Source organism: Sinorhizobium terangae (assembly GCF_029714365.1).
GTDB classification, from domain to species: domain Bacteria; phylum Pseudomonadota; class Alphaproteobacteria; order Rhizobiales; family Rhizobiaceae; genus Sinorhizobium; species Sinorhizobium terangae.
Genome location: NZ_CP121660.1, coordinates 1,659,312 through 1,679,941, shown reverse-complemented (window position 1 = coordinate 1,679,941; position 20,630 = coordinate 1,659,312). Strand labels below are relative to the sequence as shown.

Sequence of the window (20,630 nt, the reverse complement as noted above, 5' to 3'; positions counted from 1 at the left end):
TTGGCAAGGTAGAGTGTGAAAATGCAACTGGCACCCGTGGCGGACCTAGCCGGAAGTGAAGACGCGCAGGCATTTGATGTTCTAGAGCGCCGCGCGTTCAAATGAACGCACAAAGGACGGCCGGTCGAGAGATCTATGGTCACGGCGATGCCGCTGAAAAATGCCATCAGGTCGTCACTGGAGCCGTGCGTGTTTACCGCCTGCTCTCGGACGGGCGGCGACAGGTCGTATCCTTTCACATTGCAGGGGAAATGTTCGGCTTTGAAGCGGGCACCAAGCACCGCTTCTTTGCTGAAGCGATCACCGAATCAAGATTGGCAGCTTTCGGCCGGCGTCTGATGCAGGAGCATTCAGGAGAACTTCTCGCCCTTGCCTTGACCGGCATGGCACGCGCTCAAGAGCACCTTCTGGTCGTTGGCAGGCAATGTGCAATGGAACGCATCGCGGCCTTCCTATTGGATCTATCAGACCGGCAGGGAGGCATTGGGGAGCTCAGATTGCCGATTATCTCGGGCTCACAATCGAGACGGCATCGCGCGTCGTGTCCAAACTGAAAAGACAAAAGTGTCATAGCGCTAAGAGATGCAAGGACCGTCGACATCGTGAGAGCGGATGCGCTTCGTTTGCTCTGTAGCTAAGGCAAACAGATGGCTGCTCTTGACCTCGATGGGTCGCTCTGCCGCAAAGTGCCCATGCCATGTTATTCCGAAAGCCGTAGACTACCGCGATAGCGGCCGCTCGGCCCCTCACGTAAGCTCTCCACGCTGGGTCGACCCTGCGCTCGATCGTAGCCGCTCGCACTCCCGGCAACCCGCAACAGGAACTCCGCGCCAGCTCCCGACCAGTTCATGCGTCAAAATTTAGACCCATGCAGGAGCTTACGGCGCTTGGAAAGCATTGAGCCAATCAATAAGAAAGCGTCCTGGGAGGAGCGCCAATGAGATTCTCGGTTGGCAACATCGCGGTTTTCAAGTCGATGCTGCCTTTGTTAGTCGCGATGACTCTGATGGGTGGCGTATATTTGGCCGTCCGTTGGTCAACTCAGCAGTCCGACGCTGTCGCAGTCGAACGCCAGCAGCAGCTCATCGAGCTTGTCATTTCCAAGATGCAATACAGCATCGCCCACGATCAGGAGAGTGTCACCGTCTGGGATGATGCGGTCAGGAAAGTATCGAAGGAATGGGATCGTGAGTGGATCGACTCCAACCTCGGTAGCTGGATGCACAGCTATTTCCGACATGACGGCGCATTCGTGATCAGCCCGGATCGTAGGCCGTTATACGCGTTCCTCGTCGGAGAGGCCGACGAGCAGAACGCTTTCAAGAACATAGCACCCGAGGCAATGCCGCTCATTGCCAAGTTGCAGAAGAGGCTCGCAGCAGGCGACGAGGCAGGAATAAGCGAACAGGTGCTGTCGATCGGGGAGAGCGATTTGGTTCGTCTCGGCGGCCGGCCGGCGATAGTCAGCGTGAAGCCGATAGTGTCGGACAGCGGCAATATCGTGCAGGAGCCCGGCGGGGAGTTTCTTCACGTAGCCGTCCGTTTCCTTGATGGCGATTTCCTTACCCGTCTGGGTGAGGAATATGTTTTTGAAGATGTGCGCTTTTCTGTTGTGCCAAACCTTGGCCAGGAGCGATCCTATGCGCCGATCGTGTCGTCGTCTGGTGAAACGATCGGATATTTCTCCTGGCTGCCGTTCAGACCCGGTGCCGACGTGGCGAAAGCCACGGCACCGGTCCTTCTGGTCGCCGCATTCTGTCTTTTCGCACTCACGGGCGTGCTGAGCATGATACTGCGGAAGCGGTCGAGACGCCTGCAGCAAAGTCAGGCTGAGCTCAACCACCTGGCGCTTCACGATCCGTTGACCGGCCTCGCGAACCGCGCGTCTTTCAATCAGTTGCTGGCGGGTGTGGTCGCCGCTTCGGCAGCCGACCAGACAAATGCACTTCTGTATCTCGACCTCGACCGCTTTAAGCAAGTGAATGATACGCTCGGCCATCCCGTCGGCGATCGGCTGATGATCGAAGTCGCGAAACGACTGAGGGAAACCGCCCCCGCTGCTGCAGTTATTTCCAGGATTGGTGGCGATGAATTTACCATCGTGGTCGAGCACTCGCGCCAGGACGAGGTGGAGAATCTCTGCGACTCTCTGATCGCTGCGATCCGTAGACCTTTCGAGATAGACGGACAGCCCGTTCTCATCGGGCTCTCGATTGGTGTGGCGGTTGCGAAAGGGAATGCTGCCGATCCAGTAGAGATCACGCGCAAGGCCGATATCGCGCTTTATCACGCCAAAACATCCGGGCGGAACCGATACGCAATCTTTGGCCCCCACATGGACGAACTGATCAGGACAAGGCGGGATCTGGAACAAGATTTGCGAGCGGCGCTGGAAGCTGGCAATCAGCTCGAAGTCTTCTACCAACCGGTCTATTCCGCTGCGTCCCAAGAGATAAGCTCGCTTGAAGCTCTCATTCGCTGGCGGCACCCGAACAAAGGCGCAATAGCGCCGGAAGTCTTCGTTCCGCTTGCGGAGACTTCGGGCCTTATCGATCGGCTCGGCGCTTTCGTACTGAAGGAAGCCTGTTCCACCGCGCGTGAGTTTCCCGACCTCGATATTGCAGTGAATGTCTCCGCGGTCGAGCTTGGACAGCGACATTACGCTGCTCAAGTTTTCTCGCTGCTGCGGCAGTTCGGGATTGAGCCGTCGAGACTGGAGCTTGAGATCACCGAAACTGCTCTCCTCGACGAAGCCGGCATCTGCGAAAAAAACATCACGGCACTGCGCGAGTTCGGCGTGAAGTTCGCACTTGACGATTTCGGAACGGGCTTCTCTTCATTTGGCCGATTGCAGCGCCTGGAGGTCGATCGGATAAAGATAGATCGCTCTTTCGTCCAAGCATTTGACCAGCCCGATGGTGGCGTGGCGATCGTGCAGTCCATCGTTGGCGTCGCGCATGCGAAGGGCCTGCGCACGACGGCTGAGGGCGTGGAGACCGAGGAGCAGAGCGAGATCCTGCGCAATCTTGGCTGCGACGAATTGCAGGGTTTCCATTTGGCAAAGCCGATGCCGAAGAATTCGCTTCGCGACCTTCTTGGCACAGAGAGAGTTCAAAGAACCTCTTCCTAAAGCAGAAAAGACTATCCAAACCCGGTAAGAAGCTGCCTGAGTCGCACCGCGTCGTGGCACTTGCTGCCAAAAATACCGGCGGCTGATGGCGCTTGCCTGGCATACTTTTCAACGGTCGACCGCCGGGATATGGACGGCACTTTCCGTCCAGGCGTTTCGGAGCCCCGCGAGCACAGGATACTCGGCGTGAGCTATGGCGGCGCGAAACGGTCGTCGATGGACCATCTGGCGCTGCTCGACGATCTCGCAGTCCATCGAAGACCGCGGAGCGCATCAGCCGCAAGCTTGCTGTTGGCGACAAGCATCAATGCTTCAGCCTCGAGCTCTTGCAGTGGTGCTCGCACGATCGGGCGTGCAGGTGCACCCAGGCGCCGCTGGGAAGAGAAGGCTCGAGCAACCACGGCGCAAATGTCTGTACGCGCGCCGAAGGCACGGGGACCGGATCCGAGTAGCCGAACAGCGGGCAGGTCGACACGGAAATCGGCTGCTGGTGCACCTCCGGTTGCTGCTCGATGCCGCAGACGGGTTCCAGGCGGCGCAGGACCTCGCGTGCCTTCAGCTTGCAGCGAATGTGGTCCGAGTCGTCGGACGCGATCCCGTCGAAACTGAGAAAGGTTGCGCTGGCGGCATCCCTGCGGCCGGCGGCCAGAAGCGTGACTGCGAGCTTATAGCGCATGATGCCCCGATGGGGGTACCGCCCAACGAGTTTCTCGAAGGTTTTGCTTGCCTCGCGATAGAAGCCCTGCTCCATCTGCGTGTCGCCAAGCCGATGAAGGATTTCGTCGGCGTCGGGAAGCGCCGATAACAGCCAGCGATAGAGATATTCCGCCTCGGCGTGGTCGCCCCTGTCGCTGCAAAGCTGCGCAAGTGCGTAGCGGGCTTGCACATGGCCGGGGACGGTGCGGATCACTTGACGATATCCCGCTTCCGCCGCGTCGAGCGTGCCCTCGACATGCAGCGCCATTGCCCTCTCGAACACGAAGCCGACGCTGCGGCGGTTCAGCCTGTCATGCAGGTTTCGGCCCGTCCGGGTTCTGATAAGCACGCTGTGAACCGGATCCTTGCCCAGCTCGCCTCCCGCTCGATCCTCGGAGATTCGGGCAAGCGGCCCACCGGGAAACGCCTGCAGCAATTGTTCGAGCCTGGCGGAAGAGGGCTCGCGAAGCTCGAACCGCATGCTCGTCCAACTCTCGCTCATGAGAAAGCCGACGAAGGCGTCTGCCGCCTCGTTCTCCAGGCCGGGCATGCAGAGGAAGCCACTCGCGCCGCCGTCGCGATTGCCGATCATCAGAAGCTGGTCTGAGAAAAGCCCCGTGTCACCATCCTGGAGAGTCGTGACCTCCAGCGGCAGAAAAGCCTCATAGCGATGGTCAGTCTGCTCCTGCCGCAAGGCCAGAATGAACCATCGTTCTTGGCGTGACAAGTATTCGTTCAGCCAGGTCCAGGAGAGTAAAGGATGCGATTCTGGATCCGAAAGATATACCCTGTTCCAATTTTCCCGAATGTTCTCAAATTCTCTAGAATATCCAATGACATCTATTATCATCTTCGCCTCTCTGAGGCGGTATTCGCAATACCGACCAATAAAAATGTTGATCCAATATAATAAAGCTAAAATAAGAATCTGGGGCCTAACGGCCATCAATGTATCTATACAGTATAGAGCGGAGCGCCCGGTTCCAGTGCGCCTCACGATTGATTTTATCAGGCTGGAGCGCGGAACGCGAGCGGAAAACAACGTGCGGTTTTCTCGCCTTCCCACATGGCGCAGGCGATACGGGAAATTCCGCGACCAACCACTTCTTGAATTCGACCTCGAATGCTGCTGCGATGCGCTCCTTCCATCCCGGGGTGGACCCTGCCGCCTGGCTCATGGGGCCGACCTGTCCTGGTTCTAATCCGGTCAAGGCGAGCGACTTCTAATGTTAAAGGGTTGGAGCAACGAATAGGATGAAGGGTTAGGTCCACGGAGCACGGTACGCTAGGCGGTGGGCATAGTTCACGACGCAACTCCTCGGTTCGCTGTGTGACTACTTGATCCCGTTCGCCTTCGCGATGAAATCGGACAGCATCGGCACATAGTCTTCGCCGCGACCAGCGCCGACGGCTTGGGCGAAGGAATTGCGGACGGCGGCGCCGATCGGGTTGGCGGCGCCGGACGTGTTGGCGAAGGCCGCGAGATAGCTCATGTCCTTGAAGGCGTTGCGGATGGCGAATTTGTGCGCATTCGGGTCGCGCTCCAGTACCCAGCGGAAGAATGTCTGGTAGAACGGGCAATCCATCCGCCCGCCGCGGATGACGCTGTCGAAGACTTCACGGGTGAGACCTGCCTTCCGTCCGAGCATCAAGGCCTCGGAATAGAGCGCGGCGTAGCCCATCGCCAAAAAGTTGTTGAGGAGCTTCATGGTGTGGCCGGTGCCGGTCGGGCCGGTGTGGACGATGCGTCCGGCGAAGCATTCGAGCACCGGCCAGACACGCCGCACATCGTCGTCAGCGCCGCCGATCATGACATCGAGCGTGCCGGCGGCGGCATCGGCCGGCGTGCGGCTGAGCGGCGCGTCGAGGAGCGTGGTCCCTTTTTCGGCCAGATCCTCGGCGAGCTTCAGGGTGACGGAGGGATCGGAGGTAGAGCAGTCGATGATCGTGAGCGGCTTGCCCGCGGCCGCGATGCCGTCCGCACCCTCGACGACCGACAGTACCTCCGGCGAGCCGGTGACGCAGAGAACGATGATGTCGCATCGTTCGGCCATTTCGCGCGGCGTTTTGACTTCCGTCGCGCCCTCGGCGAGGAGCGCTTCGACCGGCGCCCGGTTGCGATGCGCCATCACCGCAAGTGGCCAGCCCTTTCTGACGATGTTCGTCGCCATGCCCTGACCCATCAGCCCGAGCCCGATGAAACCCACATTCACTTTCGCCATTGGTCGCCTCCGTGCCTTGCTTTGTCCGGCCTCGTTATCCTGCACGATTGGACGCACATCGCCAAATGACACCGTCGATTGTCGCGATTTCTAATCACGGCTGCACGTGTACCAGCACCGACAAACTGCCGGCGTGAGGCTAAATGATCGACCTGCGGCGGCCGAAGCGCATCCCATGGGACAATAATTGTGCAGTGACGCCCGAGAATTTGCAACGCAACCTTCCAGGGTCGCTCGTTGACGTCTCAAGTTGGAAGGGAGGCAGGAGCCCGCTCCTGCTTCCCACGTTCGCATGCAGCGGAAGGAAGGGGTTGGGATCACCCGTCGGCCGTGCCGAATGCCGGCGCATCCGACGCCTCGACGCCACGATAGTGGCTTGGGGGTGCGCCGATGACGCGTTTGAAGGCGCGGCTGAAGGAGGCTTCGGAGTCGTAGCCCAGGCGCCTCGCCACGACGGAGATACGCATACGGTCACGGGTTAGCCATTGGCGCGCCTGATGCATGCGCACCTGCGCCAGATAGCGCGCCGGCGTCTCGCCGACGACGGCGGCGAACTGTTGTGCGAAGCCGGAGCGGGAAGCGCCCATGAGTCTCGCGAGGGAATCGACCGTCCAGTTCTTTTCCGGATCGAGATGCATGGCCGCGATCACCCGGCCAATGGCCGGATGGCGGACTGCGGCCACCCAGCCGCTCGTATTGCCGCAGCCGTGTTCCACCCAAGAGCGGATGATCAGTGCAGCCAGCACGTCGGCAAGCCGCGCCAGCACGCCGCCCGACCCGACGCGGCTCGCGCCGACCTCGCGCGCCATGGCGTCAAGCAGATGCGGGATCGCCGGTTCGCTGGCGGTCAGCGCGTCGATGCGCATCACGTCCGGCATCATCCGCAAGAGAGGGTGCATCACGTCGACGTTGAACCGCAGGGTTCCGCAGAAAAGGATGGTGGTTGCACCACGCCCGCCACTGCAGACGTTGTAGACGCAATCGCATACCTCCTGGGCCGAATAGGCCGTGAGCGGCGACAATCTCTCGTCCGGCGAACTTGCCAATGCGTGCTCGCCGCCGCGCGGCAAGAGCACGGCATCACCGCGTTTCAACTCGATCCAGTCGCCTTCGGGAACGCGCAACCAGCAGTCCCCGCAGATGAAATGGAACCGCGCCGTCTCCTGCGCCGGAAATGAGATGCCCCAGGGCGCGGTCAATTCGCAACGCACGTAATCAACCCCGTCGAGGCGCAGTCCGCGCAAGAGCTCGGTCAGGAAATCCTCGGAGGCGGAGGCGTCATTTTTGGACGAATGATCAAGCATTGCGGAATTTCTAGCATGGAACGTCCAGGGCGTCACGACTTATCTAACCGAAACACACAACGGAGACGCTCTCATGACAGAAACAGCGACAACACTGGATGCCGGACTGATGCCGGAAAACGACGAACGAAGCGATCCGGCCTGGGCTGGCGTGGCCTCGCTTGCACTCGGCGTGTTCGGCCTCGTCACCGCAGAGTTCCTTCCGGTCAGCATCCTAACGCCGATGGCGGCCGATCTCGGCATCAGCACAGGTACAGCGGGCCAGGCGGTCACCGCGACCGCCGTCGTCGGCGCGGTCGCGGGCTTGACGATAGCGATTATCACGCGCCGCCTCGATCGCCGGCTGGTGCTTTGGGGATTCACCCTGGCCCTGATCGCCTCCAGCCTGATCGCGGCCTTCGCCACCAATCTCGCCATGCTCCTTGCCGCCCGGATCGTCCTCGGCATCGGGCTCGGCGGCTTCTGGTCGATGATGGCGGCGATCGCGCTGCGTCTCGTGCCGATGGCTCTCGTGCCGCGCGCCATGTCGATCGTCTTCACCGGCGTCTCCGTCGCGACCGTCTGTGCAGCGCCCGTCGGTGCCTATATCGGTGATCTCTGGGGCTGGCGTGCCGCCTTCCTGATGGCCGCAGCGGTCGGTCTCGTGACGCTCCTCGTCCAGATGGCGAGCATACCGCGCCTGCCACCGCAATCCGTGCCGAGCCTCAGGCTTCTGTTCGACCTCATGCGCAAGCCGAGCATCCGCATCGGTATCATCACGGTTATGCTCTTCGTATCGGGTCACTTCGCTGGCTTCACCTACGTTCGTCCTTTCTTGGAGAGGGTGCCTGTCTTCGGCATCGAGGCGATATCGATGATCCTGCTTGCTTACGGCATCGGCGGCTTTTTCGGCAACCTCGCCGGCGGCTTCATTATCGAACGGAGCATTACCGCGGCTGTGACCCTTGGCACCCTGCTCATCGCGGCGATGGCACTGACTCTTGTGACTCTCGGTTCGATTGATCTGATTTCTGCCGTTGCGGTAACCCTCTGGGGCTTCGCCTTCGGCGCGTTGCCCGTCGCCGTGCAGACCTGGATGGTGCGCGCAGCGCCAGACCATGCGGAAAGCACCGGCGGCTTGATCGTCGCCACGTTCCAGGTCGGGATCGCCAGCGGTGCCATCCTGGGCGGTCTCTTCGTGGACGGCTTCGGTCCGCTCGGCGCCATCACCTATTGCGCTGTCGCGACACTTTCAAGCGCGCTCTATGTCATGGCCTCGCGGCGGCGCGTCGGGTTTTAGCCTTCGGGAGATGGGCGCAAGGTCCGCATCCCGCTACCGCCACCTTCTCCCCCCTTGTGGACCTCGGACGGGGAGGAGGTCTATTAATCTCGCAACGTAATCCACACCGGTGCGTGGTCGCTCGCGCCGTCGACGCCGCGCACGTCCCGGTCGATGCCGGCACCTGCGAGCCGGCGTGTGAGCTTCCGGCTCAAGAGAACGTGGTCGAGACGCAGGCCCGCGTCGCGCTGCCAGCGGTTGCGGCGGTAGTCCCAGAACGTGAAAAGCCGTTCTTCCGGATAAATATTGCGGAGCGCGTCGAGCCAGCCCTGGTCGAGTAGGTGCCGGAAGGCGGCGCGGCTTTCGGGTTGTACGAGCGCGTTCTCGTCGTAGGAGCGGGTCGGGTAGATGTCGCGCGGCTCGGGCACCACGTTGTAGTCGCCAGCAAGCACCACCGGCAGACCGGTCGCCAGCAGTTCGGCAGCATGCAGCCTCAGGCGTTCATGCCAGGCCAGTTTGTAGTCGAATTTCGGTCCGGGCTGCGGATTGCCGTTGGGGGCGTAGAGCGAGGTGATGAGAATGCCGTTCACGGCCGCTTCGATGTATCGGCTCTGCGTATCGGACGGGTCACCGGGCAACTCCGCCCGGGTCAGGATCGGCTCGCAATCGCGCGCGAGGATCGCGACGCCGTTCCAGGCGGCCTGTCCGCGCCACACCGCACCATAGCCGGCCGCCTCGATTGCTGCCTTGGGGAATTGGCCGTCCGTGGCCTTGAGTTCCTGCAGGCAGACGACATCGGGTTCGGCCGTGGTGAGCCAGGCGAGCAGGTTCTCAAGCCGCCGGTTGACGCCATTGATGTTGAAGGTCGCGATCTTCATGTGCTCAGCGCACCAGCCGGCCAGTCCAGGCGCGAACGGTTTCGGCCACCGTCTTCAGATGATCGGCAGCCGAAAAGCCCGACACGCTCTTGCGCGGTTTGAGGTCGTGGTCGCCGTCCTCGAGCCACAGGATTTCGATCGCATCGGAGAGGGCGTAGCCGGCGACGTCGTCGCGGGTGCCGAACTCGTCGCGTGTTCCCTGGCAGATCAATGTCGGCGTTTTCAAGTCTGCGAGATGCTTCGTGCGAAGCTGCTCCGGTTTGGCCGGCGGATGAAACGGATAGCCGAGACAGAGCAGCCCGGCGATTTTACCGCCCGAGTGAAGGCCGTCGGCAATCATGCTGGCGACCCGCCCTCCCATCGACTTGCCGCCGATGACGAGCGGGCCGGTCGCGCCGAGCGCCGCGACGGCGGCCTCGTATTCCGGCTTCAGCGTCTCTGCCCTGGGTGGCGGCTTGCGGCCTTCCGAAGTCCGACGCGCCGCCATGTAACCGAACTCAAAACGGGCGACGCGAAAGCCGGCCTCGGCAAGAGCTTTGGCGGTCGCGCTCATCGAGGCCGAGTCCATCGGTGCGCCTGCGCCGTGCGCCAGCAGGATGGTGACGGCGGCGTCCTCCGGTCCGTCGAACAGGAATTTTTCGCCCATCTCAGCCAGCGCTCCTTGGAAGGAGATGGAGGTCGACGAACTGCACGCCGCGTTCGGCAGCCCGTGCCCACTCCGAATCCTTGTCGAGCTCGAGATAGCGCCTCCACCAGTGGCGCGCCTCTGCGAGATTGTCTGCGTCGAATTCGAGTTTCGCCAGGTTGAAGACAGCGTCTGCATAGTCGCCGTCGAGTTCGATGGCTTTTTTGAGGTACCGGCGCGCAGCGTCGATCCGCCCGCGTTCGCCCATGAGCCCGGCTAGATTGAACCACGCCTCGACGAAGCTGGAGTCCAGTTTGAGCGCGCGGATGTAATCATGCGCCGCTTCCACCTGCCGGCCCGCTGCCTTGAGGCAATTTGCGCGGTTGAAGGCGGCGACGGAGTCCGTCGGGTCGATGGCGAGGCAACGTTGATAGAATGCCGCCGCTTGGTCGTAGCAGCCGTCCTCCTCTGCGGCTTCCGCCTCAGCGAAGAGGTCTTCAAGCTCCGCATCGCTGGACGTTCCAAGATCGAACAGCAACTGCCCGTCGAGTTCGCTGAGGCCCTCGGCGCGGCGGGCGTAAATCGTGTCCGCGCCCTCGTGATGGAGCGAGAGCGCGGTGAGCGCCGCCACGGAGCCGGAGCGGTGCACTGACCGTGCGATCGCGCTCCAGGTGGCGCCGCTGTCGATCAGGCCGGCATATTTCCGGGCCAGGATCAGGTCGCGGAAGGAATAGGGTTCGCTGTCATGCTCGAAGGCGTCGAACAGCGAAAGAAGGTCGAAGGTGCGGGCCGCAAGCCGCGACTGATCGATGAGCGCCTGCCGCGTCAAGGCCGATGCCTCCGGCGTCGACATCAGACCCAGCAGCCGAAGAAAGCCGTTCTCGCTGAGAGGACGTCTGTTCTGGCGTATTTCCGAGTCGAAGCGTGCTTCGATCTCCGCGTCGCTCGCCGTTGAAAGCAGGCTGCGGCCGAAGACGAGGTGCGAGGTCTGGCGCGTAATGCCGCGCCGCAGATGGCCGAACTGCCGTTCGACCTCGCGCGCCGCCAATCGGCGAGGAAACGCGGCAAGGGCGCCGACGATGCCGAATGTCTGCCCTGCAACCGCCATCAGACTTTTTTCTTGGCCGCCGGCTTGCCGCTGGTCGTTGCCGCCTTCGCAGTTCGTTTGGCCGCTGGCTCGGCCTTGGGCTTGCTCTTGGCCGGCGGTTTCGTCTGGGAGAGGCTCGCTTTCAAGGCATCCATGAGATTGATGACGTTACCGCGCTCGGGTGCTGCCGCGATGATCGGCTTGTGGCCCTTGAGCTTCTCGCGGATCATCTGCATCAGAGCGATCTCATAGCGATCTTCGTAATTCTTGGGATCGAAGGTCGTGAGCTTCTGTTCGATGAGCGCTTCGGCCAGCTGCAGCATTTCAGGGTCGGGGTTTCCGACCGGAATATTGCCGAAATATTCGGCCGTGCCGCGCACCTCGTTCGGGTTGCGGAGCGTGCAGACGAACATGCCGGTCTCGCGCGGACCGATTGTGATCACCCGTTCGCGACTGGAGAGCACGAGGCGGGCGATCGCCAGCTTGCCGGTTTTGCGCAAAGCTTCGCGCAGTACGATGAAGGTCTCTTCCGCCATCGCGCCGTCGGGCGCGAGATAATAGGGTGCATCCTGGTAGATGACGTCGACCGACCCCTCGTCGACAAAGGCCTCGATGTTCATCGTGTGGTTGGATTCGATCTTGACGCTTTCGAGATCGGTGTCCTCGATGATGATGTATTTCTTGTCTTCGTATTCGTAGCCCTTCACCAGATCGGACCGTTCGACAAGCCCGAGCTCCGGATCCACCGGCTTCATGTTGATCCGGTTGTGAGTCTTCTTGTGAAGCTGGTTGAAGGTAATGCGTTCACTTGAACTGGTGGCTGGGTAGAGCCTGACTGGACAACTTACGAGACTGAGTCTGAGATAACCTTTCCAACTTGCCCTGGGCGCCATGATCGTCTCCTGCGCGGCAACACGAAACTACTTCCCCGCCTCGGACAACTGCGGCAGATCCCTGGCGAAGGCAGCTATTTCCGCCCATGGATCGCCGGACGTGACCAGGAGGCCAGGCAGCGAAGAATAGTTCAAATCCTCCGGAGCGTCGATAGACTCGAGATCGCTCCAGCTTACCGGGGTTGACGCCGGTAGATTTGTCCTCGCGCGAAGCGAGTAGGGGGCGGCTGCCGTGTGGCCGCGCGCGTTGCGATGGAAGTCGATGAAGATTCGCTTGACGCGGTTTTCCTTGCCCATCGTGGTGGTGAACACCTCGGGCGCGGTCGCGGCCAGACGGGTCGCAATCGCGCTTGTTGCCTGATGCACCTTTTTCCAGTTGAGTTTCGGCACGATCGGCACGACCACGTGCACGCCCCTGCCGCCAGATGTCTTGACGAAGGGAACGAGGTTAAGCGCCTCCAGCTCGCCGCGCACATGGACGGCGGCCTCGACCACCTCGCGCCAGGTGATGCCTTCGCCCGGGTCGAGGTCGAAGACGATGCGGTCAGCCTTTTCAAGCTGCTTGGTGACGGTCCCCCAGGTGTGAAACTCGACGACGCCGAATTGCGCCAGCGCGAGATATCCCTTGGCGTCTCCCACCGAAAGGTAGGATTTCGTCTCGCCTTCCGAGTTGGTTGATTGAAAGGTTTCGACCGAGGACGGCATGCCGGTGAAGGGGTGACGTTGGAAGAAGCAATCCTGGGACCTTCCCGTCGGGCAGCGCACAAGCGAGACCGGGCGATTGAGAATATGCGGCAGCATGAAATCGCCGACGAGCGCATAGTAGACGGCGATGTCGAGCTTGGTCGGGCCGGACTTCCCGAACAGGCGGCGCATCGGATTTGTGATCGAAATGCTGGCGAGGTCCGCGTCCGAAATCAGCCGCTTTCGCTGCGGCGCGGCGGGCGTCGACAGTTCGATTTCGCGAAGCCCCTTGAACACGGCATGGCGAAGCACATTGTCGGCCGTGCGGTTGCCATAATGGATATGTGCCCACAGCACGGGGCGGACCCAGACGATCTCCTTTGGCGCACCCTCGAGTTTTGCCGCACCGGCGCGAAGCGGCTCCAACCGCGCGAGCAATTCTTGCGCCGTGTGCGCATCGAAGCCGGTTCCGACCTTGCCGCGGTATTGCAGTTCGCCCTCGACCCATTCCCCGAGTGCCAGCGCGGCGAGACCCTCGGCCGCCTCCGAGGTGGTGTATCCGGCAATCACGAAGTCGTCCGGCTGGAGCGCCTTGGTCTTGGTCCAGGTTTTCGATCGGCCGCTCTGGTAGGGCGCCGAGGCTCGCTTGGAGATAATGCCTTCAAGTCCCAATTCCGACGCCCGGTCGTAAAGCGCTCGCCCGTCGCCAGGGACATGATCGCTGAACTGGATGGCCGAGCGCCCCGATACATGCGAGGAAAGCAATTTCGCGAGCAGCGCCTTGCGCTTTTCAAGCGGAGTAGCCAGCAGACTCCAGCCATCGAGATAGAGAAGATCGAAGGCGTAGAAGACAAGCTTGTTACCGGCGCCACTCGAAAGTGCCTCCTGCAACAGGGAAAAGCGACTGATTCCTTGGTCGTCAGGGACGATGATTTCGCCGTCGATAACGGCCTCGCGGCAGGGCAGCCGGCGGAAGGCTTCCGGAAGATCGCCGTAGCGCTTCGTCCAGTCGAGGCCGCCACGGGTGATAAGACGCACCTCACCGTCCGAGATGTGCGCCATCGTCCGGTAGCCGTCGAACTTGATCTCATGCAACCAGTCGCCGCTCTCGATTGCGCCGCCACCCGGAGGCCTGTCGGCAGGCGTCGCAAGCTGCGGTTCGATGCGCGCGGGTGCCGCACCTTTGACGGCGCCCGGTAGTGCGCCCGGATTGAGCTTGACCGGCTTGACAGGTTTGGCTGGCGGTTTCGGCTTCTCCACCAGTTCTTCGATGCGCCGTCCGGATTTGACGCTCTCTGGGCGTGCGGTGAGAATGTCGACAGTGGCATCGGCAGCGAGGTCGCGTTCCTTGAACAGGAGCCAGTTGCGCTGGTCTTCCTCGCCGGGCTTGGCTTTCAACCGCGCCAGCATCCAGCCCCCATTGAGCTTTTCGCCGGCGAGGCGGAACTTGAAGGCGCCCGTGCGCAAGCTCTTCTCGATGTCGTCCATCGGCGCCCAGACGCCCGTGTCCCAGACGATCATCGGGCCGCCGCCATACTCGCCCTCGGGGATGACACCCTCGAAGTCGATGTATTCCAGCGGATGATCCTCGGTCTCGACCGCGAGCCGCTTGTCGGCCGGATTGAGCGATGGCCCTTTCGGGACGGCCCAGCTTTTGAGCACGTCCCCCACCTCAAGCCTCAGGTCGTAGTGATCGGCCGTCGCATGGTGTTTATGGACGACAAAGCGGTTGCCGCTCTCGCCGGCAAGGCTGCCGGGCGGCTCCGACGTTTTCGAAAAATCCCTTTTCTTGCGATAGACCTGTAGCTTCGACGTCGCCATGTCCCCTACGCTATGGCTTGCAGGGCGAACCCGCAATATGACGTTGAAGTCGACGCGGAACATAAAGGGAGGGCAAGGCAAAAATGGGAGAAAACCATCGCTGGTTGAACGAGCCGTCAAGCTGGCAAGGCAACGAAAAGGCGCTGTCGCTCACGACGGACGGCAATACGGATTTCTGGCGCGAGACCTTCTACGGGTTCGTTCGCGACAGCGGCCACGCCTATCTCCGATCGGTATCCGACGATTTCACCGCATCCGCCACGATCACGGGCGTCTATGAGCAGCTCTACGACCAGGCCGGTCTGATGCTGCGGCTCGATGAGGAGAACTGGATCAAGTGCGGTATCGAATATACCGATGGGCTGATGCATTTCAGCGTCGTCGTCACGCGCGGCGTTTCGGACTGGTCGGTCATTCCACTCCACGATGCAACGCCATCCGACGCGATCGAGGTGCGGCTGACGCGCCATGGCGACGCGGTGCGGGTGCAGTTCCGCTTCGGCGACGCGCCCTGGCAGATGGCGCGGCTTTGTCCGTTTTCAGCCGCGGATGCGGAAATCGGTGTCATGGCCTGCTCCCCGGAACGCGCAGGCTTTACGGCAAAGTTCCGCGACCTTACCGTTGGCCCGCCGATTGCCCGTGCGCTGCACGAGGATTGATGGCGCTGAGGCGCATCGCGTGAATGCGAATGCACCTTGTGTCTCTGGTTCTCGGGTTTGCCGCGCCCGAACCGCTGCGCTTTTAGGCGGCAGGCACTAAGCGATCGCACGCGGTGTCAGGCTGATCGGCCTGCAGGACTCGCGGATCATCAGGCGGCCCTGCAGCACAAGCCGGCGCGGTGTCGCCGGGCTCTTGCCGGAAAGACGGTCGAGGATGAGTTGCGCCGCCTGCTCCCCGATCGCCTGAACCGGCTGGGCGATCGTCGTCAGATGCGGCTGGAAAACATCCGCCCAGGGGAAATCGTCGAAGCTTGCGACCGAGACGTCTTCCGGACACTTGAGACCGATGTCGCGGATCGCCTTCATCACGCCGATGACCATCAGGTTGTTGGCAGAAAAGATCGCCGTCGGTCTCTCGGCGCTCGTGAGCAGTTGCATCGTCGCCTTGTAGGCATCCTTCTCGCGGAAATTGCCGATCCGCACGAGGTCTTCCTCGTAGGGCAGCTTGGCGGCTTCCAATGCGGCCTCATATCCGGCCAGGCGCTCTCGTCCCGTCGACGTCTCGAGCGAGCCTGAGATATAGCCGATGCGGCGATGGCCGAGGCCGAGCATATAGGCGGTCGCGTCCTGGACGGCGCGGCGGTTGTCGAGCACGACGGCGTCCGTGTCGATCCCGTCGCAAAGCCGGTCGATCAGCACCGTTGGAAGATTGGCGCTGGCCAGGATGCGCTTCAGGGTCTCGTCGTCTCCCGCGGGCGCAATGATCAGGCCGTCCACGCTGCGATCGATCAGGAGCTCGATCTGTTCATCCTGCATCCCGACGTCCTCGTCGTTGCAGCAGAGCATCACCGCGTAGCCGGCGCGATGGAGAACATCCTGGATCACTGCCACGACATCGGTGAAGAACGGGTTGGTGATGTCGGCCACCATCAGCCCGACCGTGCGGGTGGTGCCGAGCTTGAGACTGCGGGCGATCGCGTTGCGCTTGTAGCCGATGACCTGGATCGCCTCTTCGATGCGGCTGCGCAGTTCGGGGCTGACGGGAGCGGACCCGTTTATCACCGCAGAAACCGTCGCCACGGAAACGCTCGCGGCCTTCGCCACGTCGAGCATCGTGGGTGCGGTGGATTTTCGTGACCGGCGGCGTTGCATCTTTGATCAAAACGTTTCGAAATACGGTTGGAAAAACCTTATGTGAGCCGGCGAATTTGTGCAATAGCCGCGCTGCAGTGGGACTTATAGCCGCTTGACACACTCGAAACGTTTAGAATAGGCTCTCGGAAACATACGAAAATGATCGTGAGATATCGGTGGTGGGGAGGCCGCCAATGTCATGCGCGATGATAATGCGATCTCGCCTCATTCTGGTCCGCATAGCGATGCCCAGCGCACCGTTCTGACCGCCGAAGGCGTGTCCAAATCCTTCGGCGGCATTGCCGCGCTCAAGGACGTGCGTTTCGATCTGCGCGCCGGCGAGATCCACGCCCTCATGGGCGAAAACGGCGCCGGCAAATCGACGCTGATGAAGATCCTTTCTGGCGTTTATCCCGATTATGACGGTCTCGTGCGGGTCGATGGTACGCCGGTGCGCTTCTCGACCGTCAGGGATGCCGAAGCGGCCGGGATCGCCATCATCCATCAGGAGCTGAACCTCGTTCCGGAGCTCCGCGTCGCCGACAACATCTTTCTTGGCCGTGAACGGGTGATCGCCGGCCTCTTCGTCGATCGCAAGGCAAGCCTCGATGCATCGCGCGTGTTGTTGCGTCGTCTTGGCATCGACCTCGATCCCGAGGCGCGCGTCGGTCAGCTGAGAGTCGGCGAGCAGCAGCTTGTCGAGATTGCCAAGGCGCTCTCGCTTGAGGCGCGCATCCTTATCATGGACGAACCGACTTCGGCGCTTTCACCCGGCGAGTGCCAGCGGCTCTTCAAGATCATGCGGCAGCTCGCGGCCGACGGCGTCGGGATCATCTATATTTCCCATCGAATCGATGAGGTGATGCATTTGAGCGACCGCATCACCGTCTTTCGCGATGGCCGCCATGTCTGGACCCGGCCGAGGGCCGAGCTCGACGAAGTGACGGTCATCGCCGCCATGGTCGGGCGCGGCCTGCTCGAGGCGGAGCGCGTCGAGCGATCGACGCAAGGCGGTCCCGTGCTGTCAGTGCGCGGCCTCTCGCTTTCGACGCCGAGCCGGCACGGCTGGCGCGATGTGCTGAAGGCTGTGAGCTTCGACGTCAGCGCGGGCGAAATCCTCGGTATCGGCGGGCTGCTTGGAGCGGGGCGCACCGAGATCCTGGAAACGATCTTCGGTTCGAGCAATGGTCGGCGTGCCGGCGAGGTCAGTCTCGATGGCACGCCGGTCGACATTCGTTCCCCGCTCGATGCCCGCCGCCTCGGGATCGCGCTGGTGACGGAAGACCGCAAAACCCAGGGGCTGCATCTCCATGATTCAATCACCGACAACGTGGCTCTGCCGCTGGTCGGTCGGCTGGCGCGTTTCGGTTTGCGGTCCTTCGATGCGGAGAGTGCGCTGAGCCGGAAGGCCGTCCAGACGCTCGGCGTGCGGTGCGGCAGCATCGACCAGACGGCCGGGACCCTCTCGGGCGGCAATCAGCAGAAGGTGGTGATCGGCAAGTGGCTTGCCACTGGGCCACGCGTGCTACTGCTCGACGAGCCGACACGCGGCATCGACGTCGGCGCCAAACGCGAGATCTACGACCTCATCTTCGCGCTCGCGAGTGAGGGGCTGGCGATCGTGGTGGTGAGCTCCGAGTTGCCGGAGCTCTTGCATCTTGCAGACCGTATCCTGGTGATGGCGGAAGGCCGCCAGACCGGGCTTATTTCCCGGGAGGAGGCGAGCGAGGAGCGCATCATGCAGCTCGCCGCGCCGCGGGGTGGCGCGCTTGGAAGGGCCGTTGCATGACATTTGTTAGACTACTATCCCGGACGAAACTCTATTGGGGCCTGATCGCCATCTTCCTGATTGGCGTTCTCTCCTCGCCGGTGACCTCGTCGGGGAGAAACATCTTTCTTTCTTCCGGCAACCTTCTCGATGTGCTGCGCCAGGTTTCGACGACGGGTCTTCTCGCCACCGGCATGACGGCCGTCATTCTGACCGGCGGAATAGATCTCTCGGTCGGTTCGATGATGGCGATCTGCAGCGTCGTTTGCGCCATGCTTCTGACCGTGCCCGGCGAAACGCCTGCCGTTTTCCTCGGGATTCCGGCTGTCGGATTGGCGTCGCTGCTCGTCGGCGCGGTCGTCGTTCGCTTCATTTTCGTCAACATCGAAAAGACGCGGGCTGGCGTCGCCAATATCAGGGATGTCCAACTCGATCGGACGCGCGGCACGCTGCTGCCTGCGGTGGGCGGCATAATCCTGTGCGCCCTCGTCTTGAGCTTCCTGCTGCCGCAGGTGCAGACGAAGTTCGGGGTGTTCGGGGTCCTGCTCGTCGCGCCCGCCGTAGGCTTGCTCTTCGGCGCGATCAATGGCGTGATCATCGTTGTCGGCAGGCTGCAGCCGTTCATCGTCACCCTGGCGATGATGGTGACGGCACTTGGCATCGCCCGGCTGACAGCCGGCCAGAACAACGCGGTTCTGCCCGTTTATACCGGCAGCAACGCCACCGCGGATTTCGACGTGCTTCGCCAGCTCGTCTTCGGCATCGTACCGATGCCGGGCATCTTCTTCATCGCCGCGATCATTCTTTATAGCGTCGTTCTGCGCTTCACGCCCTTCGGCCGATACGTCTATGCGATCGGGGGTAACGAGGAGGCGGCGCGGCTTTCCGGCATCAATGCCGGGCGGGTAAAGATCGTCACCTACGCGAACTCGGGCCTGCTCGCCGGCATCGCCGCGGTTCTCTATGTGGCGCAGTATCGGCAAGGAAAACCGGATGCCGGCGCGGGGCTGGAGCTCGACGCGATCGCGGCTGTGGTGATCGGCGGCACGAGCTTGATGGGTGGACGCGGAAGTCTCGCGGGCACGTTCTGCGGGGTTCTGATCTTCGGTCTGCTCTCCAACATCCTGCAGCTCCACAACATCAACTCTAATCTTCAGCTGGTGCTGAAGGGCGTGATCATCATCGGTACGGTGCTCGTCCAGGAGCGCAACGCCTACGATGTGCTCGCCCATTTGCGGCTGACAAGCCGCCGCCCGGCGCAACGGGAAACGGCCGCGGAGGAGCGGCCGTCAAGAGAGACCTTGTCTCTAACCATGGGAGGAAAGGAAGAATGAAACGTCGTGACATCATGAGACTGGCGGCCTTTGCGGCCGTTCTGGCGGCCACTACCGCCCTGTTGCCGGGCAAGGATGCACTCGCCCAGGACAAGAAGTGGCGCATCGGCTTCAGCCAGGCGACCACCATCGAGCCGTGGCGCGCGCAGTTCAACAAGGACATCATCGCGGAAGCTGCGAAACATCCGGAAGTCGAGCTCATCGTCACGGATGGCGAGGACAAGACGGAAAAACAGGTTGCCGACGTCGAGAACCTGATCCGTCAGGAAGTCGATGCCCTGCTTATTTCGCCGAAGGAATCGGCGGGTCTCACCGGTGTCGTCCAGCAGGCGATCGACGCGAAGATCCCCGTCTTCGTTCTCGACCGCAACGTCGAGACCGACCAGTACACGCAGTTCGTCGGCGGCGACAACAAGCTGATCGGCCGGGCGGCGGGCGAATATGCGGTCGAGCTTCTCGGCGGCAAGGGCAAGGCTCAGGGCAATGTCGTGGAAATCTGGGGCGGCATGGGTACGCAGCCGGCGCACGACAGGCACGACGGCTTCCACGAATTCACCGACAAGGAGCCGGGCATCAAGAACCTGCTCGACCAGCAGTCGGGCGATTGGAAGCAGGATCAGGCCTATAACATCATGGCGACGGCGCTACGCAACAACGAGAAGATCGATCTCGTCTACGGCCACAACGATCCGATGGCCTACGGCGCCTATCTGGCGGCGAAGGACGCCGGCCGCGAAAAGGACATCAAGTTCATCGGCATCGACGCCCTTCCGGGTGAAGGCGTGACCTGGGTCAATAATGGCGAACTCACCGCGACCTTTCTCTATGCGACACCCGGTGCCGAGGGGCTCCGTCAGGCGATCAAGTTCCTTAACGGGGAAAAGGTCGAAAAAACTGTGACGCTCGACACGATGAAGGTGACGAAGGAGAACGCCGGCCAGATCATGAAGGAGAAGGGCCTCTAATTCCCGGGGCGGCTCGGAGTCGGCCCGATCCAATCAGTCGGGTATGGCGCTCACGCATATTGCCCAAAACCGTGAAGCGCTTTGGGCATTTCGAATGGCTGCATGTCTTCGTCCTTCAATCGGTTCCGATCGAGGGAAGCATGCTGCAGGGGGCGGCGGGAGCGGACGAGGG

The 20,630-nt window shown here is 61.8% G+C and carries 15 protein-coding genes and 1 pseudogene; 7 read left to right on the top strand and 9 right to left on the bottom strand.

What is annotated here, in order from left to right:
• Nucleotides 1–101 precede the first annotated feature (101 nt).
• Both QA637_RS26545 and QA637_RS26540 read left to right on the top strand, forming a co-directional pair.
• A pseudogene (locus QA637_RS26545) lies at nucleotides 102–638 on the top strand (cyclic nucleotide-binding domain-containing protein).
• Nucleotides 639–937: 299 nt separating this feature from the next.
• Entirely contained in the window at nucleotides 938–3,130 is a 2,193-nt protein-coding gene (locus QA637_RS26540) for a putative bifunctional diguanylate cyclase/phosphodiesterase (RefSeq protein ID WP_283065733.1), read from the top strand.
• A gap of 304 nt (nucleotides 3,131–3,434) precedes the next feature.
• On the opposite strand, the gene QA637_RS26535 is transcribed toward QA637_RS26540, so the two are convergent.
• From QA637_RS26535 to QA637_RS26525, 3 genes are all read right to left on the bottom strand, one after another.
• Complete coding sequence (locus tag QA637_RS26535) at nucleotides 3,435–4,676, bottom strand: tetratricopeptide repeat protein (RefSeq protein WP_153437128.1); 1,242 nt, start codon at nucleotides 4,674–4,676, stop codon at nucleotides 3,435–3,437.
• Between the two features lie 484 nt (nucleotides 4,677–5,160).
• Nucleotides 5,161–6,048 carry an NAD(P)-dependent oxidoreductase gene (locus QA637_RS26530; RefSeq protein ID WP_283065731.1) on the bottom strand — a complete coding sequence of 296 codons (888 nt, stop codon included), beginning with the start codon at nucleotides 6,046–6,048 and terminating at the stop codon, nucleotides 5,161–5,163.
• A gap of 317 nt (nucleotides 6,049–6,365) precedes the next feature.
• Complete coding sequence (locus QA637_RS26525) at nucleotides 6,366–7,352, bottom strand: AraC family transcriptional regulator (protein ID WP_153437126.1); 987 nt, start codon at nucleotides 7,350–7,352, stop codon at nucleotides 6,366–6,368.
• Between the two features lie 73 nt (nucleotides 7,353–7,425).
• Between QA637_RS26525 and QA637_RS26520 the strand changes: the two genes are divergently transcribed.
• Entirely contained in the window at nucleotides 7,426–8,631 is a 1,206-nt protein-coding gene (locus QA637_RS26520) for an MFS transporter (protein ID WP_283065729.1), read from the top strand.
• Between the two features lie 83 nt (nucleotides 8,632–8,714).
• On the opposite strand, the gene QA637_RS26515 is transcribed toward QA637_RS26520, so the two are convergent.
• Genes QA637_RS26515 through ligD form a run of 5 tightly spaced genes read right to left on the bottom strand, consistent with a single transcriptional unit; the run spans nucleotide 8,715 to nucleotide 14,598 of the window.
• Nucleotides 8,715–9,488 (bottom strand): exodeoxyribonuclease III, encoded by a 774-nt coding sequence (locus QA637_RS26515; RefSeq protein ID WP_283065727.1) that lies wholly within the window; start codon nucleotides 9,486–9,488, stop codon nucleotides 8,715–8,717.
• 4 nt (nucleotides 9,489–9,492) lie between these two features.
• Nucleotides 9,493–10,134: an alpha/beta hydrolase family protein gene (locus QA637_RS26510; RefSeq protein WP_283065726.1), complete on the bottom strand. Its 642-nt coding sequence runs from the start codon at nucleotides 10,132–10,134 to the stop codon at nucleotides 9,493–9,495.
• A gap of 1 nt (nucleotide 10,135) precedes the next feature.
• A complete protein-coding gene (locus QA637_RS26505; RefSeq protein ID WP_153437122.1) occupies nucleotides 10,136–11,221 on the bottom strand; it encodes a tetratricopeptide repeat protein in 1,086 nt (361 codons plus the stop codon).
• Nucleotides 11,221–12,093 carry a non-homologous end joining protein Ku gene (ku, locus tag QA637_RS26500; RefSeq protein WP_153437121.1) on the bottom strand — a complete coding sequence of 291 codons (873 nt, stop codon included), beginning with the start codon at nucleotides 12,091–12,093 and terminating at the stop codon, nucleotides 11,221–11,223. Before ku ends, QA637_RS26505 begins: the two co-directional genes overlap by 1 nt.
• 27 nt (nucleotides 12,094–12,120) lie before the next feature.
• On the bottom strand, nucleotides 12,121–14,598 hold the full coding sequence (ligD, locus tag QA637_RS26495; protein WP_283065723.1) for a DNA ligase D: 2,478 nt from the start codon (nucleotides 14,596–14,598) through the stop codon (nucleotides 12,121–12,123).
• Nucleotides 14,599–14,681: 83 nt separating this feature from the next.
• Between ligD and QA637_RS26490 the strand changes: the two genes are divergently transcribed.
• A complete protein-coding gene (locus QA637_RS26490) occupies nucleotides 14,682–15,257 on the top strand; it encodes a DUF1349 domain-containing protein (RefSeq protein ID WP_153437119.1) in 576 nt (191 codons plus the stop codon).
• 96 nt (nucleotides 15,258–15,353) lie between these two features.
• Here the strand turns inward: QA637_RS26490 and QA637_RS26485 are convergent, their stop codons facing one another.
• On the bottom strand, nucleotides 15,354–16,370 hold the full coding sequence (locus QA637_RS26485; protein WP_153437118.1) for a LacI family DNA-binding transcriptional regulator: 1,017 nt from the start codon (nucleotides 16,368–16,370) through the stop codon (nucleotides 15,354–15,356).
• 220 nt (nucleotides 16,371–16,590) lie between these two features.
• Here QA637_RS26485 and QA637_RS26480 point away from each other — a divergent pair, with 220 nt between their 5' ends.
• From QA637_RS26480 to QA637_RS26470, 3 genes are read left to right on the top strand one after another with little or no spacing between them, the layout of a single operon-like run.
• The gene (locus QA637_RS26480; RefSeq protein WP_283065721.1) at nucleotides 16,591–18,180 is read left to right on the top strand and encodes a sugar ABC transporter ATP-binding protein; all 1,590 of its coding nucleotides are present in this window, start codon (nucleotides 16,591–16,593) and stop codon (nucleotides 18,178–18,180) included.
• Nucleotides 18,177–19,493 carry an ABC transporter permease gene (locus QA637_RS26475; protein WP_283065720.1) on the top strand — a complete coding sequence of 439 codons (1,317 nt, stop codon included), beginning with the start codon at nucleotides 18,177–18,179 and terminating at the stop codon, nucleotides 19,491–19,493. The genes QA637_RS26480 and QA637_RS26475 overlap by 4 nt, the downstream gene beginning before the upstream one ends.
• The gene (locus QA637_RS26470; RefSeq protein ID WP_153437115.1) at nucleotides 19,490–20,458 is read left to right on the top strand and encodes a substrate-binding domain-containing protein; all 969 of its coding nucleotides are present in this window, start codon (nucleotides 19,490–19,492) and stop codon (nucleotides 20,456–20,458) included. Before QA637_RS26475 ends, QA637_RS26470 begins: the two co-directional genes overlap by 4 nt.
• Nucleotides 20,459–20,630 lie beyond the last annotated feature (172 nt).

Bases quoted from the DNA above. Each gene is read 5' to 3' on its own strand.
- QA637_RS26480 (WP_283065721.1), top strand. From the start codon at position 16,591: ATGCGCGATGATAATGCGATCTCGCCTCATTCTGGTCCGCATAGCGAT.
- QA637_RS26475 (WP_283065720.1), top strand. From the start codon at position 18,177: ATGACATTTGTTAGACTACTATCCCGGACGAAACTCTATTGGGGCCTG.
- QA637_RS26470 (WP_153437115.1), top strand. From the start codon at position 19,490: ATGAAACGTCGTGACATCATGAGACTGGCGGCCTTTGCGGCCGTTCTG.
- QA637_RS26520 (WP_283065729.1), top strand. From the start codon at position 7,426: ATGACAGAAACAGCGACAACACTGGATGCCGGACTGATGCCGGAAAAC.
- ku (WP_153437121.1), bottom strand. From the start codon at position 12,093: ATGGCGCCCAGGGCAAGTTGGAAAGGTTATCTCAGACTCAGTCTCGTA.
- QA637_RS26505 (WP_153437122.1), bottom strand. From the start codon at position 11,221: ATGGCGGTTGCAGGGCAGACATTCGGCATCGTCGGCGCCCTTGCCGCG.
- QA637_RS26510 (WP_283065726.1), bottom strand. From the start codon at position 10,134: ATGGGCGAAAAATTCCTGTTCGACGGACCGGAGGACGCCGCCGTCACC.
- QA637_RS26530 (WP_283065731.1), bottom strand. From the start codon at position 6,048: ATGGCGAAAGTGAATGTGGGTTTCATCGGGCTCGGGCTGATGGGTCAG.
- QA637_RS26525 (WP_153437126.1), bottom strand. From the start codon at position 7,352: ATGCTTGATCATTCGTCCAAAAATGACGCCTCCGCCTCCGAGGATTTC.
- QA637_RS26485 (WP_153437118.1), bottom strand. From the start codon at position 16,370: ATGCTCGACGTGGCGAAGGCCGCGAGCGTTTCCGTGGCGACGGTTTCT.
- ligD (WP_283065723.1), bottom strand. From the start codon at position 14,598: ATGGCGACGTCGAAGCTACAGGTCTATCGCAAGAAAAGGGATTTTTCG.
- QA637_RS26540 (WP_283065733.1), top strand. From the start codon at position 938: ATGAGATTCTCGGTTGGCAACATCGCGGTTTTCAAGTCGATGCTGCCT.
- QA637_RS26515 (WP_283065727.1), bottom strand. From the start codon at position 9,488: ATGAAGATCGCGACCTTCAACATCAATGGCGTCAACCGGCGGCTTGAG.
- QA637_RS26490 (WP_153437119.1), top strand. From the start codon at position 14,682: ATGGGAGAAAACCATCGCTGGTTGAACGAGCCGTCAAGCTGGCAAGGC.
- QA637_RS26535 (WP_153437128.1), bottom strand. From the start codon at position 4,676: ATGATAATAGATGTCATTGGATATTCTAGAGAATTTGAGAACATTCGG.